The following is a 15628-nucleotide window of genomic DNA, read 5'->3' on the forward strand; positions in this document are numbered from 1 at the left end:
TTCGCGCGGCGGTGCTGATGCCTGACACGCTTCGCGAACGACTGACGCAGTCGGTGCGACGACTAATCGACGTAACCATTCGCAGCGAGGCCGACGACGCGACCGTGGCACACGCCCTGGCTCTGGTCGACCAAACCGTCGAGTTGTTGAGCACCCAGCTCATGGCAGGGTCGTTCGGTGCGCACACGAACCCTGACGGCAAAACCGTCGTTGCGGGCAACGTGGCCATCGGGCTGCACAACCCGATCGCTCCGCCACTGGTCGTCCAGCAAGACGCGGACGGCGGCGTACATGCCGATGTGCACCTCGGCGCCGCCTACGAGGGACCGCCCGGTTGTGTACACGGAGGCATGTGCGCTCTAATCCTGGACCATGTTCTGGGCGCGACGGCACATCAGCCCGGTAAGCCGGCTTACACGGGCACCATCACGGTGCGCTATCTGCGCCCCACGCGGTTGGGGACACTTCGAGCCGAGGCCCGGGTGGAGCGGATCGACGGCATTAAGACGTATGCGACCGGCCATCTCAGCAACGCCGACGGGGTGACGGTGGAAGCCGAGGGCGTTTTCATCACACCACGGGAATACCTCGGATTGGGCGGGTCACAACGTGTACAGGAATCGTGAAATATGCTGTCAATCATGCGATCTCGTTTACAACGGTCGCCGCGTGACACCGCACCCGCCGATAAGATCAACCCGGCGCGTTTGCCGGCAGGTCGACACGCGGGGTTACAACTACCGATAATCGGCAAGCACGATCACGATATGCGGCAAAATCGAGACAGGACAGCCGAGGCGTCGGGCGCGGTTACCCGATTCGGTTTCGGCGCGACCACCCACTCCAGGGAGCCCGTCAGACATGGTTGCCCGCCTGCTCGTCACTTTGGGGGCGATATCCGCCGCGCTGCTGGCGGCGGCACCGACGGCCCATGCCGACACGATTGACCAGAAATTCCTTGCGGCGCTGGAGGCCCAGGGCATCGTCGACCGATCTTCGGCCGTACACGCGATCGAAGCTGCTCGCTACGTCTGCGCTCGGCTCGACGCCGGCGAAACGGCCCTGCAGGTGATGCAAGATGTGTTGGCTAGCAGCAGTTTACCCGAGTTTCATACCGGCTTCTTCGTCGCCCAGAGCATCTACTCCTACTGCCCGCGGCATAAGGATGAGATCCCGCGCGGATAGTTCATAGCGCCCGGGTTAAGCGCCCGGGTTTAGCATTGCCTACCGTCGGTCTCGTCCACGACGGATAAGTCTCCGCAGCGTACCGCTTCCAGGATCGACGCACTCAGCGCGGAACACACGACGAAGACCCCCCGGCTCCCCGGTGTGGCAATCATCCGCGCGTCGGCGCGCTCGATACACCGCGCCGTCGCGTCGGCGTTCCACTGCACGCTGGTCTGATTCCAGCTGCTCTTGCGGGCCAACACCCGCGCACCACAAATTCGGCACGCTACCGGCGCCATCGGCATCTCGTCGAGCCGATTATCCTCTCGCACCGACGATTCCAGCGTCGTCACGCCTGGGCCGCCATGTTGGCCTCGACCTCTTTCATCCATGCCTCATAGGGACGGGTGGTGTCGAGTTCGAACTCGAAGCGGTCCACCATATCCGGCTGGATATCGGCCACGTCGACGTAGAACTGCTGATACCAGCGACGCAGTTGGTAGACTGGACCGTCCTCCTCGACCAACAGCGGGTTGTCGATGCGCGCCTTGTGTCGCCAGATCTCCACGTCCTGCTCGAACCCGATTTTGACGTAGTCACCCAGGGTGATGGCAGTCTCCATGGCCTGGTCATCGGGCAGCGCGTCGGACTTCTTGACAATGATCCCATATTGCAGCACAAAGGAATTCGAGTCGATGGGATAGTGACAATTGATGAGGATCGTGTTGGCGTCGCCGTGCTCGTAGTGATAGGTCAGGTCGTCGATCATGAACGATGGGCCGTAGTACGACGCCACCGACGTCGTACCCAACATCTGTGAACCGACGCTCCCGCCCATGTCGGGTCGGCTTCCACCATTCATGTACTGCGTCGCCACGTGCCCCTCGAAGATGTTCTTGAAGTATGTGGGCAGCGAGCCATGGATGTAGAAAAAGTGCGCCATGTCCACAACGTTGTCGATGATTTCGCGGCAGTTGCTGTTGACGACGGTCGTATACCAGTGCCAGTCAGTCCACTGGTCGCTGGTGGCGCCCTCGATGCGCGGGATCTTCACCTCCGGCGCCGGCGGTTTGCGCTCCGGGTCGTTCCACACGAACAGCATGCCGTCCTGCTCCAGGGTGGTCCAAGCTTGCGTGCGGGCAAGCCGGGGCGTCCGCCGCGCATAGGGCACCTGCTTGCAGCGTCCGTCGCCGCCCCAGCGCCAGTCGTGGAACGGGCAGGCGATCTCGTTGCCCTTGACCTCGCCCTGGGACAGGTCTCCGCCCATGTGCCGGCAGTATCCGTCGAGCACGTTGATTTTCCCGTCGCCGCTGCGGAAGACGACGAGCTTCTGCCCGAAGGCGTTGATCGTGTGGGGTTTGCCGTCGCCGAAATCCCTGGTCAGCCCCAGGCAGTGCCAGCCTCGGGCGAACCGCGTGGGCGCGGCCTGCGCTTCAATGAACCGAATTTCGTCGGCCTCCGTCTGCGACGTCATGAGCCTGATTTAACTCCCCCGGGCCGGGCCGCGGGACCCCCTTGTTCCACTGATCAGGACGGACCTTCCCGCGTCGCGCCGGCGGCGCTTACCGTGAGGTACGTGACGACGCACAGCGCGACGATTCCCGCCGGGCTCCCGGTGGCCGATGCATGCGTTGACCTGCTCGTCGTCGGCTCCGGCACCGGTATGGCCGCCGCGCTGGCCGCCCACGAATCGGGGCTGTCGGTGCTGATCGTGGAGAAGTCGTCGTATGTGGGCGGCTCGACCGCCCGGTCAGGCGGCGCGCTGTGGCTGCCGGCCAGCCCGGTGCTGGCCGAGGCGGGGGCCGGTGACACCGCGGAACGTGCCGGCACCTATCTGGACGCGGTCGTCTGCGGATCGGCGCCGCCGCGGCGGTCGGCGGGGTTTGTTCACAACGTGTCGGCGACGGTGGACATGCTGCGCCGGACGACGCCGCTGCGGCTGTTTTGGGCACGCGACTATTCCGACTATCACCCCGAGGAGCCGGGCGGCAGCGCTGCCGGGCGCACGTGTGAGTGCCGTCCCTTCGACACCTCGCTGCTCGGCAGGTACCGCACCCGGCTGGAGCCCGGCCTAATGGAGGTCACCGTCCCGATGCCGACGACGGGCGCCGACTACCGGTGGATGAATCTGGTCGCCCGGATGCCGCGCAAGGGACTTCCCGTCTACGGCAAACGCCTGGCGCAGGGCGTGGCCGGCCGCGTGGTGGGCAGGCGGTACGCCGCGGGCGGCCAGGGCCTGATGGCCGGGCTGTTCACCGGGGTGCTGCGTGCCGGCATCCCGGTGTGGACCGGCACCACGCTCGCGCGCCTCACCGGCGATGACGACCGTGTGACGGGCGCCGTCGTGGAGCAGGGCGGCCGCGAGGTGACGATCACCGCGCGGCGAGGCGTGGTGCTGGCCACCGGGGGTTTCGACCACCACATGGACATGCGGTGGAAATTCCAGTCGGAATCGTTGGGCGCCAACCTGAGTCTGGGCGCTGCCACCAACACCGGCGACGGTATCCGCGCGGGCCAGGATTTCGGTGCCGACATCGATCTGATGGATCAGGCGTGGTGGTTTCCCGCCATCGCGCCGCTACCCGGCAGGGCACCGACGGTGATGCTCGCCGAGCGGTCGCTGCCGGGTTGTCTGATCGTGGATCAGAACGGGCACCGGTTCGCCAACGAAGCGGCGGATTACATGTCCTTCGGGCAGCGGTTGATCGAACTGGAGCGCGCCGGCAGCCCGGTCGAGACGATGTGGATCGTCTTCGACCAGCAGTACCGCAACAGTTACGTCTTTGGCGCCGAGCTATTTCCGCGGATGCGGATTCCCCAGGCGTGGTATGACGCCGGGATCGCGGTGCGGGCCGACGACCTCACCGATCTGGGCGCGCGGATCGGCGTCGGAGTGTCGGAGTTCTTCGCGACGATGACACGCTTCAATCGAAATGCCGCTGCCGGTGCGGATCCCGACTTCGGCCGGGGTCGCAGCGCCTACGATCGCTATTACGGTGACCCGACGATCAAGCCGAACCCCAACCTGCGCCCATTGGTCAAAGGTCCGTTCTACGCGGTGCAGATGGTGCTGTCCGATCTGGGCACCTGCGGTGGCCTGAAGACCGACGAGCGGGCGCGGGTGCTGCGCGAAGACGGCGGGGCGATCACCGGGCTGTATGCGATCGGCAATACCGCCGCCAATGCGTTCGGGACGACATATCCGGGCGCGGGCGCAACGATCGCCCAGGGGCTGGTGTACGGCTACGTCGCCGCCCGGGATGCGGCGGGTTAGCGGCGATCGCGCTTGGCCTCGACCTGCTTTTCGACCTCGCGCCAATACCCTGGCGTCGGCCGCGGTTTGCCGAGACCACCCTTGGCGGCCTGCTGCAGGACGGCGTCGGCCTCGTCGATCTCTTTCATCAGCTCCAGGGCGAATTCGCGCTCGGCGGCGTAGTATTTGGCCGCCCAGCGCAACGCGAGCACCGAGTACGCCCAGGCGGGCTCCGCCTCGGCTCCCTCGGCGTCCTCAACGGCCTTACGGTGCCTGGATTCGGCGTAGGCCACGTGCTCTTGCAGTAATTCCTTGAGCCGACTCGGGTTACTGAGGTGGCCGAACGTAACCCGCAGCAGCACAGAGTGTTTGAGCACCGGCGGGTCTACCGGCGCATAGTTGGTCCACTCGGTGATGGCGTCCATGCCCGCCGGGGTGATCTTGTAGAGCCGACGGCTGCGGGTGCCCTCATCGCGTTCGACACGCGACGTCACCAGCCCCAGCGACTCCAGCTTCTTCAACTCGGTGTAGATCTGGCTGTAGGAGGGGCTCCAATAGTAGAGGTCGACGCTCCAGTCGATCCACTTTTTGAGGTCGTAACCTGAGACTTCCTCTTCGTAGGACATCATGCCCAGCAGCGCCCAACTGGTGGCGGCAAGGGCCGCGTTGGTCAGATTCTGGTCGGCAGGGTCCGTTCCGGAGTCCATGTCGCCAGGTTAACAACACCGCACCTTAGATTGGAGGACATGGACCGCTGGCTGGGACGCCCGTGAAATTCGCCTTTCCCGTTCCGCACCTGCTGCGCCTCAAGGCGATTACGCAGCCGTGGGAGGCCGCCGTCACCGGCCCCGACCAACGACGCATGGTGCAATGCGCCGACCGGTGGGGCTACGACATGATCGCGGTGCCCGAACATCTCGTCATCCCCACCGATCACGTCGAGTTGTCCGGGCCACACTATCTACACTCGACGACTGCGCAGGCCTTCATCGCCGGCGCCACCGAGCGGGTGGCCATCAACTCCTGCGTCACCGTCTTGCCGTTGCAGCATCCCATCGTGTTGGCCAAAGCGCTGGCGACCGCCGACTGGATGAGCGGGGGCCGGATGATGGTGACGTTCGGAGTGGGGTGGCTGGCCCGCGAGTTCGAGTTGCTTTCAGTGCCCTTCGATGAACGGGGCCGCATCGCCGACGAGTATCTGGCGGCCATCGTCGAATTGTGGACCAGTGACACACCGCGATTCGAGGGCCAGTATGTGTCATTCGCGGACATCGTCTTCGAGCCGAAACCCATTCAAAAGCCCCATCTTCCGATCTGGGTCGGTGGTGACGCGGACGCCGCCCTGCGCAGGGCGGCCACCTTCGGCTCCGGGTGGTGGCCGTTTCTCACCCCGCCCGAACAGATCGCGCGCAAACTCGACTACATAAAGTCCCAACCCGCCTATGACGGCCGGCAATTCGAGGTGATGCACGGGCTGGGCACCAACCGGGTCGGCGAAGGACACGTCGCCCGCCGCACGACCGATCGGCCGGGCATGAGCGCCACACAGATCATCGACCGGTTGAATTATCTGGCCGAGCAGGGCGTGACCGTAACCGCGGTCCCCGTTCCCGCCGTGGGCGGCGTGGACGAATACCTCGATTACGCGCAGTGGGTGATCGAAGAGATCAAACCCCAGGTGTCCTAGCGGATCCGCAACCCGCGTTCGCGCACCCAATACACCGCGGCGATACTGCCGGCGATCCACACGCACACGGCGATGGCGAGGTGCACAAAGCCTTTCGTTTCGCGCCCGAACACCGGCCAGATCAGCGCGGGCGCCTGCTTCCACAACACCCGGTGCTCCACACCGTTCATCGGATCGGCCACGTAATACAGCGCATAGGGCAGAGTCAGGGCCAGCACCCAACTGCGGGTGCGGCTCAGATCGCCGCGCTGGCGCCAGCGCCGGATCAGCGGCTCGGCACTGACGGGATGCAGCACCGAGATGAAGTTGCCGACACCCAGCCAGGACACGATGGGCACCGCGACCGTGGGTATCGTAATTCCCAGCCGCCCTGGGGTTTCCAGCCACAGTGTCAACGCGACCGCGGCGGCCAGGGTGGGCAGGCCGACGATCACGAGCAGGGCGAGGTTCTTGATCACCAGGATTCGCCAGAAAGGCACCCCGTCCGATAAACCCTGGACGATGCGGTAGTGGTCGGCGCCCAGAAAGTTGGTGGTGGTGACATCGGCCAGGACCCACGAGGAGAAGTAGGTGCCCACCAGGATCACCCAATCGTGGTGACGGCCGAGAGTCAGCGGCTGCACCAGCAACCAGCCGGCGGCGAAGATGACGTTGGCCACCACACCCATCAGCCAGGTGCGCGGCGCGGTGAACGACCACCGGATCTCGGCGATAACTGCCGAAATCATGTCCTTCTCGAAATCCTTGGCGGCGCGCCGGGCCGCGGCGGGTCGAGGCGCCGATGCACGCGCCGCGGCGCGCAGCACGGCGCTCAACCGCGGACGCGCCGCAGCCTCCGGCTTCCCCAGCCGCATTGGGCTACCGATTCTGCGCGAGACGATCAACTGATGTTGCCTCCCTCGCTCTCGGATCGGTCGCCGGCTCGCGCGACAGCTATGCAGGGCAGGATAACGACATGGACCGTAAGCGTGTCGTCGTCGCCGGGCTCGGGGACACCGGCGTCCTCGCGGCGATCCGGCTGTCCCGGCATGCCGACGTCGTCGGGATCTCGGCCAAACCCGCGCTGGTGAGCGGACAGGAACTCGGCGTCCGGCTCTCGCGTCCGCACGACTGGGCCCGCGACTACTGGATCCCGTTCGACCGGTTCCGCCGCCTCGACGGCGTGCGCACCGTGCAGGCCACGCTGACCGGAGTGGATCTGGCCGCCCGAACCGTCTTCGGCCGAACCGAAAACGGCGCGGCCGTCACCGAGGACTACGACGCGTTGATCATCTCAACCGGGGTCAGCAACGGCTTTTGGCGCCAGCCGACGGTGCAGTCGGCCGCCGAGATCGGCGCGGGACTGCGCTTCGCGCACGACCGGCTTGCCGCCGCCAAGTCGGTGGTCGTCGTGGGCGGCGGGGCGGCGGCGGTGAGCAGCGCCCTCAACATGGCAACCACCTGGCCGGGCAAGCGGGTCGACCTGTACTTCCCCGGCGAGTCCGCTCTCGAGGGGCACCATCCACGAATATGGCAGCGCATTCGCGGCCGGCTGACCCAGCTGGGGGTCGGCGTGCATCCGGGACATCGCGCGGTGGTGGCCGACGGCTTCGCGGGCGATGAACTGACCAGCGGACCGGTCCACTGGAGCACCGGGCAACTCCCGACCAGCGCCGACGCCGTGCTGTGGGCGATCGGGCGGGTGCGGCCCAACACGGGCTGGCTGCCGGCGGATCTGCTCGATGAGCGGGGGTTCGTGCGCGTGACCCGAGAGCTGCGCGTGCCCGGCCACCGAGCTGTGTTCGCAGTCGGCGACGTCGCGGCGACCGACCCGTTGCGCAGCTCTGCCCGTAACCGCGGCGACGCACTGGTGGCGCGCAACGTCCGCGCCGACTTCGCCGGACGGCCGCTGCGGACGTACCGGGCACCGGCGCGGCGGTGGGGTTCGCTGGTGGGTATACAGCCCAACGGGCTAGAGGTCTTCCTGCCCACCGGGCATGCTTTCCGCTTCCCATCCTGGTCGGTCGAGCGCGTGGTGATGCCGTGGATCGTGCGTTGGGGCATGTACCGGGGGGTGCGCCGAAACAACCCGCTCGGTTAAGGAGCCGGCCGACGGCGTCAGGCGCTGTTGAGCAGCAGCATGAGCCCGTAATCCATGTGGATTTGTTGGTGGCAATGCAGCAGCGAAAGGCCGGGTTGATCGGCGACGAAATCGATCTCCATGCTTTGGTAGCCGCCGAGCATCGCGACGTCCTTGCGCACGCCGGCAGTCGGTGTCCCCGCGAACCGGGTGATCTCGAAACTGTGCCGGTGCAGATGCATCGGATGCAGGTCGTCGCTGGCATTACGCAGACGCAACCGGTAGCGCCTACCACGCTCTATGTTCAGCACGGGTTTGTTGGTGCCCATCACAAAAGGCGCACCGTTGATCGTCCAGACGTTGAAACCGTCGTCGGCGGCGTTGCGTTTCTCGATCAACATGTCGATGACGTGATCGGGTGGTGCAGCGCCCTTCTGCTGGCCGAACAGCCGGTAATCCCACCGGAACGACGGCGGCGGCGCCCATCGCGCATCCCCACTGCGCCCGGCATATTCGACAACCACACCCAATCCGCGCCCGCGGTCGTCGTCGGACAAATCGCCCAACACCCAAACACCCGGATTCGTCATGTCGACTATTGCCGAGATCCGTTCGCCCGCACCGAGCCATAACACCGGCACCACCGTCCGCGTGGGTACCGCGTTGCCGTCCAGCGCCACCACGTCAAAGGTGTGGCCGGGCAGGGCCAAACTTCGAGTTTCAGTGGCGCTGCCGTTGAGAACGTGCAGCAGCACCCGTTGACCGGCTTGCACGCGGATGGGATCGCCGTGGCCGAGCATGCGTCCGTTGATGGCGAACGCACCGTAATTCACCTCGTTGCCGGGCGACTCACCTCGGTGCAGCGAAGCGGCCATCGACGACTCGCCCCTGTCCTTCAGATCTTCGTCCTGTTCACCGGCCAGAAAATCGGTGGCCATGTCACCCCCGCGGCTCAACGTGGGCTCAAACTCCTTGAGCGTCAGGAAGACTTCTTTATCGTAAGCACCGGCGTTTTGGGCCGCCTCGATGTAGACCGGGCCCACCAGCCCGCTGTACTGCCCCCGGGACAGATCGGCGCGCGGCACGACGTGGGTGTGATAGAAGCGGAAGCCGGCCGGACCGGGGACGAAAGAAATTCTCCGCATGCCATGTGCGGGTATGTCGGGGGTTCCCTCTTCGGCGGCGCCGTCGACATCGGCACCCAGGTGCTGACCATGCCAATGCAATTGTTCTGGCAAATCCGTGTCGTTGAAGACGTCGACCCAAGTACGCCGACCCTCCTTGAAGCGCAACAGCGGACCGGGAAATTGACCGTTGTAGGTCAGGGTCGACACGATCCGGTCCGGGGCCAATTCGACCTTCCCCGAGCCGATCCGCAGCGTGTAATCCGCCTTGCCGCTGGGCGGACCCGCCGGCGGGGGATGCGAACAACCGGCCCCCCAGAGGGCGGTGACGCTCCCCGTTGCGCCCGCCAGGGCGAGGCCAGCGCGGACGCAGAACTCGCGCCGGTTGAGCGTCACGCTCACCGCCCGCCCGCGCGGGCACTCAAAACGGGTACCAAGAAATCGACGCGCCGACTCAATTCGCCTGCCACACGCTGGAATTCCGGGTATGTAGCACCGGCGGCGGACGGGTCAGGCACGCTCCAATGTGTCGTCGTCGGCAGCTCATGCTCGCGCGCGTATTCGCGCACCTTGTCACACAATGTGATCACGCAGTCGAAGCGGCGTCGGGAAACCGTGACCAGAGCTTGAGGCCGGGTGCCGCTGAGGTCGATGCCGTACTCGGCTCGCATGACCCGGATGGCGTTTGGGTGGAGCCGAGATTTCGGGTGGCTGCCAGCGCTCGCCGTTCGAATACGCCTCTGGCCCTTCTTGTCTAGCAGCGCCGCAGCCATCGGTGACCGCGCGCTGTTCCCGGTGCACACGAACAACACCGACCGCTGTGGCGCCTTGATGGACGGCATGGGCGTCAACGCCGGGTGCAAAGCGGCGGCGGCCTCATCGAACGCGGCCGCGCACTTCGTCAGGTTCAACCAGTAGTAGATGTCGCGGCTGTCAAAACTACTGCGCCGCGCATCGATCAGCCCGGCCGAGCGCAACAGCCGCAGGTGATAAGAGACCAGATTCTGCGGCTCGCCAACAGCGGCAGCCAATTCCCGCACCCGCTGGTCCCCGGATGCCAATTCGGCCAGCAGCGCCCACCGCAGTGGATGTGATGCCATCTGCATCAGCGGTGGGACGGGCCCTCGATTCGCTGCCATAACCCCGCACAATACATCAAACTGATTTGATAGGTTGCACACCGCGCAGGTGACACGATGTTCTTCACTCCGGACTGTCAGGAGGCCGAGTGTCCAAAAACACCCCGATGAGTGTTCCGGCCGACCAAAACGAAATGCGGCGCAGCCTTGGCGTTTTCGATGCGGTGACGATCGGGCTCGGGTCGATGATCGGCGCCGGGATCTTCGCGGCGCTGGGACCCGCGGCGCGTGCGGCCGGCTCGGGACTAATGCCGGGTCTGGCGTTGGCCGCGGTCGTGGCCTACTGCAACGCCACCTCCTCCGCGCGGCTGGCGGCACGCTACCCCGCATCGGGCGGCACCTATGTCTATGGCCGAAACCGGTTGGGAGACTTCTGGGGCTACCTGGCCGGGTGGGGCTTTGTCGTCGGCAAAACCGCGTCGTGTGCGGCGATGGCCTTGACCATCGGCCTGTATGTGTGGCCGGCGCAGGCGCATGCGGTGGCCGTCGCGGCGGTAATCGCGCTGACCGCGCTTAACTACGCCGGCGTGCAGAAGTCGGCCTGGCTGACCCGTGTCATCGTTTCCGCCGTGCTCGCGGTGCTGGCCGGGGTGTGCGTCGCCGCGTTCAGCTCGCCAGCCGCCGACGCCGATCGACTCCGGTTGAGCGGCGCCACCATTGGCGGCGTTATCCAGGCCGCGGGTCTGCTGTTCTTCGCGTTCGCCGGCTATGCGCGCATCGCGACACTGGGCGAGGAGGTGCGCGACCCGGCCCGCACCATCCCACGGGCGATACCGCTGGCGCTCGCCGTCACCCTGGCGGTCTACGCACTGGTCGCCGTGGCAGCGCTCACGGCGCTGGGACCCGACCGTCTCGCCCAGACCGCCGCCCCGCTGGTCGAGACGGCCCGCGCCGCGGGCACGGGCTGGCTGGCGCCCCTCATCCAAGTGGGGGCGGCGACCGCGGCGGTGGGTTCCCTGCTCGCGCTGATTCTCGGCGTCTCGCGCACCACACTGGCCATGGCCCGGGATCACCATCTGCCCCACGCGCTGGCCGCCGTGCACCCCCGGTTCCGGGTGCCCCACCGCGCGGAGTTGCTGGTCGGCGTCGTCGTGGCGAGCCTGGCAGCCGCCACCGACCTTCGCGACGCCATCGGTTTTTCGTCGTTCGCCGTACTGATCTACTACGCCGTCGCCAACGCCTCCGCATTCACTCTCGGACCCGAGGAGGGCCGCCCGCACCGCGCCATTCCGGTGATCGGGTTGCTCGGCTGCCTGATGCTGGCTTTCGCGATGCCACTGCGGTCCGTACTTTCCGGTGCGTTGGTTCTGGGCATCGGCATCACCGCCTATCTGATTCGCCGTCTTGTCGCCCCGATGCGGTTGCGACGCAACCGAAATCGCACTTGATTTCGGCAATACCGCAGGAGCCGGCCGACCCGCCGGCGGGCACATCGCAACAACGTGATTCTCCAGGGGCCGCACGGGGAAGACTGACCGGATGTCCGATCCGGGAACCGAAGCATTCGACAAGCTGGTGGCGCTGCTGGACTATCCGATGTACGTCGTCACCACCCAGGCCGACGGCACCCCGGCCGGCTGCCTGGTGGGTTTCGCCAGCCAGACCAGCATCCATCCGCCCCGATTCCTGGTCGGCCTGTCCCAGCGCAACCACACGTTCCGCATCGCCCGCGACGCCTCCCACGTTGCCGTGCACGTGTTCGGCCGCGAGCACCTGGACGTGGTGGAGCTCTTCGGCGGCCAGACCAGTGACGAGGTCGACAAGTTCGGTCGCTGTTCCTGGCATCCCGGCCCCGAGGAGATGCCCATCCTCGACGACGCCGCCGCCTGGTTCGTCGGCGAGATCCTAGAACGGTTCTCGCTGGGCGACCACGTCGGGCACCTGCTCGCACCGGTGGACGGCAGCCCACCACAGGAACTCGAGACCTGGGTGTCCTTCAGCGACGTGCACGAGCTTCAACCCGGCCACGAGGCCTAGCGTGTGAGCGAGTCACCCCGGATCGCCGCCGTCTCCGGCATCACCGAACTCGCGCCCTTCTACGCCGATCCCCCAGATGGCGTGCGAGCCAACATGATCTTCAGCGCCGACGGCGCGGCCGCGTTCGGCGGTCGCGCGGGTCCGCTGTCATGCCCCACCGATCAACGCCTCTTCAACATTCTGCGCGGCCTGGCCGACGTCGTACTCGTCGGCGCCGGCACCGCACGCGCCGAAAACTATGGCCCGGTAACGCTCAGCGATGCGGCTCGCGCCAGACGGCATCACGAGGGGCGAATCGGACCACCCCCGATCGCCGTGGTGAGCCGCAGTGGTGCACTGCCGGCCCGGCTGTTCAGCAACCCGGACCAGCCGCCGATCCTGGTGACCTGCGCACGTACCGCCGCGCGATACGACCTCGACGAAGACCGGCAACACATCATGGTTGCCGGGGCGGACTCGGTGGACGTCTCCCGGGCGGTCGCGATACTGCGTGAGCAAGGTATGCATCACATCTTGTGCGAGGGTGGACCGACGCTGCTCGACGAGCTGGTGGAAGCCGACGTGGTGACCGAGATCTGCGTGACGCTAGCCCCCAAGCTTGCTGCGAACCAGCCGGTGGGCCACCGGCTGCACCCGGCGCGGCTGCCCGGCCCGGTCACCATGAGCCTCGAGCACGCCTTGGTCAGCGACAGCTATTTGTATCTGAAGTATCGCCGGTGAGCGCGCGGCCGGCCGAATGCGCGTACGCAAAAGCGCTCAACATGCAGCAGACGACACCTCTTCCTATGATGAAAATGCCCGGTTTCAAACCCGATCGAGTCGCTTCGCGCGACCGTCCCCGCACTTGATCGCCGTCCACTCCCAGATGCACACAGAATAGGATCACCGGCCAGGTGAGCAGTTCAGCCGACGACCATGATTACCGCAATCTAGCGGTGAACCGGTTGCGCCCCAGTGAAATCCACTGGGCGCTGAACCACGACGCGGTGCACGGAATCGCCTACGCGTTCAGAAACCCCGTCGCGGTCGCGGATTCCCTCGAAGACCCCGACGACGACCGAAAGACCTACCTGGTGCGGGTGAAGCGCGATGACCTGGCCAACGCGCTGGAAAAGATCAACGAATGGATCTTTGACAATCCCGGGCCGGCCGGCATGCAGGCGTACGGATTCGTCCGGGCGCTGTCCCGAGAAGGACTCACCAGCGATGACGACCACCGCTGACTCCGCCCTCTCGAATTAGCTGGCTTTCGCTATTCGCCGTGCCCCCTGGTCGCCGAAACCCTAGCCTTATGCCTGCATGCCACCGCATACGCGGATCGGCGCAGGAACTGGCCGGGTGGGTGCGGGCGCCGGCGGTCGGTTGCGGCACACGGCCGGCGGGTGAGGAGTTTCGATGAGTGACGCGACCGCGGATTCGCGGGAAGGGACGCAATTCGGGCCGTATCGGCTGCGGCGGTTGGTCGGTCGCGGTGGCATGGGCGATGTCTACGAGGCCGAGGACACGGTCCGCGAGCGCATTGTGGCTCTGAAACTGATGTCGCGGACGCTGTCGAATGACCCGGTCTTCCGCTCACGGATGCAGCGCGAGGCGCGCACCGCCGGGCGGCTGCATGAACCGCACGTGGTGCCCATCCACGACTTCGGCGAGATTGACGGCCAGCTTTACGTGGACATGCGGCTGATCGACGGCAAGGACCTGGCCAGCATGCTGAAGCGCTACGGGCCGATACCCCCACCGCGGGCCGTAGCGATCATCCGCCAGATCGGTTCGGCGCTCGATGCCGCCCACGCCGCGGGGATCCTGCATCGAGATGTGAAGCCGGAAAACATTCTGGTGAGCGCCGACGACTTCGCTTATCTCGTCGATTTCGGCATCGCCAGCGCCACTTCCGACGAAAAGCTCACGCAATTCGGCACCACCGTGGGCACCGCCAAATACATGGCCCCGGAACGGTTCGGCAACGCCCAAATAACCCATAAGGCCGACATCTACGCTCTGGCTTGCGTGCTGTACGAGTGCCTGACCGGCTCGCCGCCCTACCCGGGCGACCAGCTGAGCGTGATGGGCGCACATGTGCACCAGCCGATCCCGCGACCGAGCGCGGCGCGGCCCAGCATCATCCCGGCCGCCTTCGATCCGGTGATCGCCCGCGGCATGGCCAAGGACCCCGCGGACCGCTTCCTCACCTGCGGTGACCTGTCGGCGGCCGCTTATGGCGCACTGGCCGCACCCGACCGGGATCGAGCCACCGACATTCTGGAGCGCAGCCAAATCGCCGCCCCGCCGGCCGCATTCGCCAGTCCGCCGGCAGGCGGCGTTGCGCCCGGGCCGCCCGGCCCGGCGCCACAACCGGTCAGCTCTTGGCCGGCGCCGTCGACCGGCGGGCAAGCCTTGGCGTCCGGCGGACCGGGGCTGCACCCGACGGCCTGGGGCGGGCCGCCGGTGTGGACCAATGTCGGTGGCCCGGTGACCCCGCCCTGGGGTCAACCGCTGCGGACCAGCCGCAAGCCCTGGCTCTGGGTTGGTATCGCCGCCACCCTTACGGTGGTGCTCATCGGGGTGGTCCTCGGCGTCGTTCGTCCCTGGGAGTCGAACTCCCGGCCGGCGCCGGTCCCGCCTCCGCCGCCGGCGGATGCCGTCGTGCTGCGGATCCTCGACGACGGTGTGTTCGTGGGTAGTTCGGCCGCCCAGACCACGATCGACATCTTCAACGAACCGATCTGTCCGCCGTGTGGCAGCTTCATCAGGTCCAATGCCGCCGACATCGACGCCGCGGTGAACAACAAAAAGCTCGCCGTGCGCTATCACCTGCTCAACTTCCTCGACGAAAAGTCGCACAGTCAGGACTACTCGACGCGCGCGGTGGCGGCCACTTACTGTGTCGCCGCGCAGAGCGACCCCAAGCTCTATGCCGACTTCTATTCGGGCTTGTTCGCCAGCAACTTTCAGCCACAAGAAGGTGCTGCCGAAGACCGCACCGACGGCGAGCTCGCGCAATTGGCCAAGACGGTCGGCGCCGATGCCGGCGTCGTCACCTGTATCAAGTCCGGCGATGAGATCGGCACGGCCAAGGCCAAAGCCGCAAACGGCTACTCGACCATGTCGGCAGACAACGCCAACGCGACACCGTTCGTATGGGACGGCAGCACGGCGGTGAACTACCAGAATCCGTCCTGGCTGACAAAACTCACCGGGTAGCAAGCGGCCAAAGGCCCGTCC

Annotated in this window: 16 protein-coding genes; 10 read left to right on the forward strand and 6 right to left on the reverse strand. The window is 66.2% G+C overall.

Going from position 1 to position 15628, the window contains the following annotated elements; translation table 11 throughout:
- Nucleotides 1-17: 17 nt before the first annotated feature.
- Together A5686_RS10475 and A5686_RS10480 are read left to right on the forward strand one after the other, a co-directional pair.
- Nucleotides 18-626 carry a PaaI family thioesterase gene (locus A5686_RS10475; protein ID WP_067933856.1) on the forward strand — a complete coding sequence of 203 codons (609 nt, stop codon included), beginning with the start codon at nucleotides 18-20 and terminating at the stop codon, nucleotides 624-626.
- Nucleotides 627-861: 235 nt separating this feature from the next.
- On the forward strand, nucleotides 862-1185 hold the full coding sequence (locus A5686_RS10480; RefSeq protein ID WP_067933807.1) for a DUF732 domain-containing protein: 324 nt from the start codon (nucleotides 862-864) through the stop codon (nucleotides 1183-1185).
- A gap of 29 nt (nucleotides 1186-1214) precedes the next feature.
- Here the strand turns inward: A5686_RS10480 and A5686_RS10485 are convergent, their stop codons facing one another.
- Together A5686_RS10485 and A5686_RS10490 are read right to left on the reverse strand one after the other, a co-directional pair.
- Entirely contained in the window at nucleotides 1215-1472 is a 258-nt protein-coding gene (locus A5686_RS10485; RefSeq protein ID WP_231986344.1) for a ferredoxin, read from the reverse strand.
- Nucleotides 1473-1516: 44 nt separating this feature from the next.
- Nucleotides 1517-2641: a Rieske 2Fe-2S domain-containing protein gene (locus tag A5686_RS10490; protein WP_067933810.1), complete on the reverse strand. Its 1125-nt coding sequence runs from the start codon at nucleotides 2639-2641 to the stop codon at nucleotides 1517-1519.
- A gap of 102 nt (nucleotides 2642-2743) precedes the next feature.
- On the opposite strand from A5686_RS10490, the gene A5686_RS10495 reads away from it, so the two are divergent.
- Nucleotides 2744-4441 (forward strand): 3-ketosteroid-delta-1-dehydrogenase, encoded by a 1698-nt coding sequence (locus A5686_RS10495; RefSeq protein WP_082947578.1) that lies wholly within the window; start codon nucleotides 2744-2746, stop codon nucleotides 4439-4441.
- Here the strand turns inward: A5686_RS10495 and A5686_RS10500 are convergent.
- Nucleotides 4438-5127, reverse strand: a complete 690-nt coding sequence (locus tag A5686_RS10500) for a PadR family transcriptional regulator (protein ID WP_067933812.1) — start codon at nucleotides 5125-5127, stop codon at nucleotides 4438-4440. The genes A5686_RS10495 and A5686_RS10500 overlap by 4 nt on opposite strands.
- 62 nt (nucleotides 5128-5189) lie before the next feature.
- Here A5686_RS10500 and A5686_RS10505 point away from each other — a divergent pair, with 62 nt between their 5' ends.
- Nucleotides 5190-6107: a TIGR03619 family F420-dependent LLM class oxidoreductase gene (locus tag A5686_RS10505; protein WP_067933813.1), complete on the forward strand. Its 918-nt coding sequence runs from the start codon at nucleotides 5190-5192 to the stop codon at nucleotides 6105-6107.
- Here the strand turns inward: A5686_RS10505 and A5686_RS10510 are convergent.
- A complete protein-coding gene (locus A5686_RS10510; RefSeq protein WP_369829694.1) occupies nucleotides 6104-6991 on the reverse strand; it encodes a hypothetical protein in 888 nt (295 codons plus the stop codon). The genes A5686_RS10505 and A5686_RS10510 overlap by 4 nt on opposite strands.
- A gap of 71 nt (nucleotides 6992-7062) precedes the next feature.
- Between A5686_RS10510 and A5686_RS10515 the strand changes: the two genes are divergently transcribed.
- Nucleotides 7063-8187, forward strand: coding sequence for an FAD-dependent oxidoreductase (locus tag A5686_RS10515; RefSeq protein WP_067933815.1), 1125 nt, complete (start codon nucleotides 7063-7065; stop codon nucleotides 8185-8187).
- 17 nt (nucleotides 8188-8204) lie between these two features.
- On the opposite strand, the gene A5686_RS10520 is transcribed toward A5686_RS10515, so the two are convergent.
- Nucleotides 8205-9686: a multicopper oxidase family protein gene (locus tag A5686_RS10520; RefSeq protein ID WP_067933816.1), complete on the reverse strand. Its 1482-nt coding sequence runs from the start codon at nucleotides 9684-9686 to the stop codon at nucleotides 8205-8207.
- Between the two features lie 2 nt (nucleotides 9687-9688).
- Nucleotides 9689-10429, reverse strand: coding sequence for an ArsR family transcriptional regulator (locus A5686_RS10525; protein WP_067933817.1), 741 nt, complete (start codon nucleotides 10427-10429; stop codon nucleotides 9689-9691).
- A gap of 107 nt (nucleotides 10430-10536) precedes the next feature.
- Here A5686_RS10525 and A5686_RS10530 point away from each other — a divergent pair, with 107 nt between their 5' ends.
- From A5686_RS10530 to A5686_RS10550, 5 genes are all read left to right on the forward strand, one after another.
- A complete protein-coding gene (locus tag A5686_RS10530; RefSeq protein ID WP_067933819.1) occupies nucleotides 10537-11817 on the forward strand; it encodes an APC family permease in 1281 nt (426 codons plus the stop codon).
- Between the two features lie 91 nt (nucleotides 11818-11908).
- Nucleotides 11909-12406 carry a flavin reductase family protein gene (locus A5686_RS10535; protein WP_067933821.1) on the forward strand — a complete coding sequence of 166 codons (498 nt, stop codon included), beginning with the start codon at nucleotides 11909-11911 and terminating at the stop codon, nucleotides 12404-12406.
- A 3-nt stretch (nucleotides 12407-12409) separates the two neighbouring features.
- Entirely contained in the window at nucleotides 12410-13126 is a 717-nt protein-coding gene (locus tag A5686_RS10540) for a pyrimidine reductase family protein (RefSeq protein WP_067933822.1), read from the forward strand.
- A 173-nt stretch (nucleotides 13127-13299) separates the two neighbouring features.
- Entirely contained in the window at nucleotides 13300-13629 is a 330-nt protein-coding gene (locus tag A5686_RS10545) for a hypothetical protein (RefSeq protein ID WP_067933824.1), read from the forward strand.
- A 172-nt stretch (nucleotides 13630-13801) separates the two neighbouring features.
- Nucleotides 13802-15607: a serine/threonine protein kinase PknE gene (locus A5686_RS10550; protein ID WP_067933826.1), complete on the forward strand. Its 1806-nt coding sequence runs from the start codon at nucleotides 13802-13804 to the stop codon at nucleotides 15605-15607.
- Nucleotides 15608-15628 lie beyond the last annotated feature (21 nt).

It is taken from the genome of Mycobacterium sp. E2479 (assembly GCF_001667925.1).
GTDB lineage: Bacteria > Actinomycetota > Actinomycetes > Mycobacteriales > Mycobacteriaceae > Mycobacterium.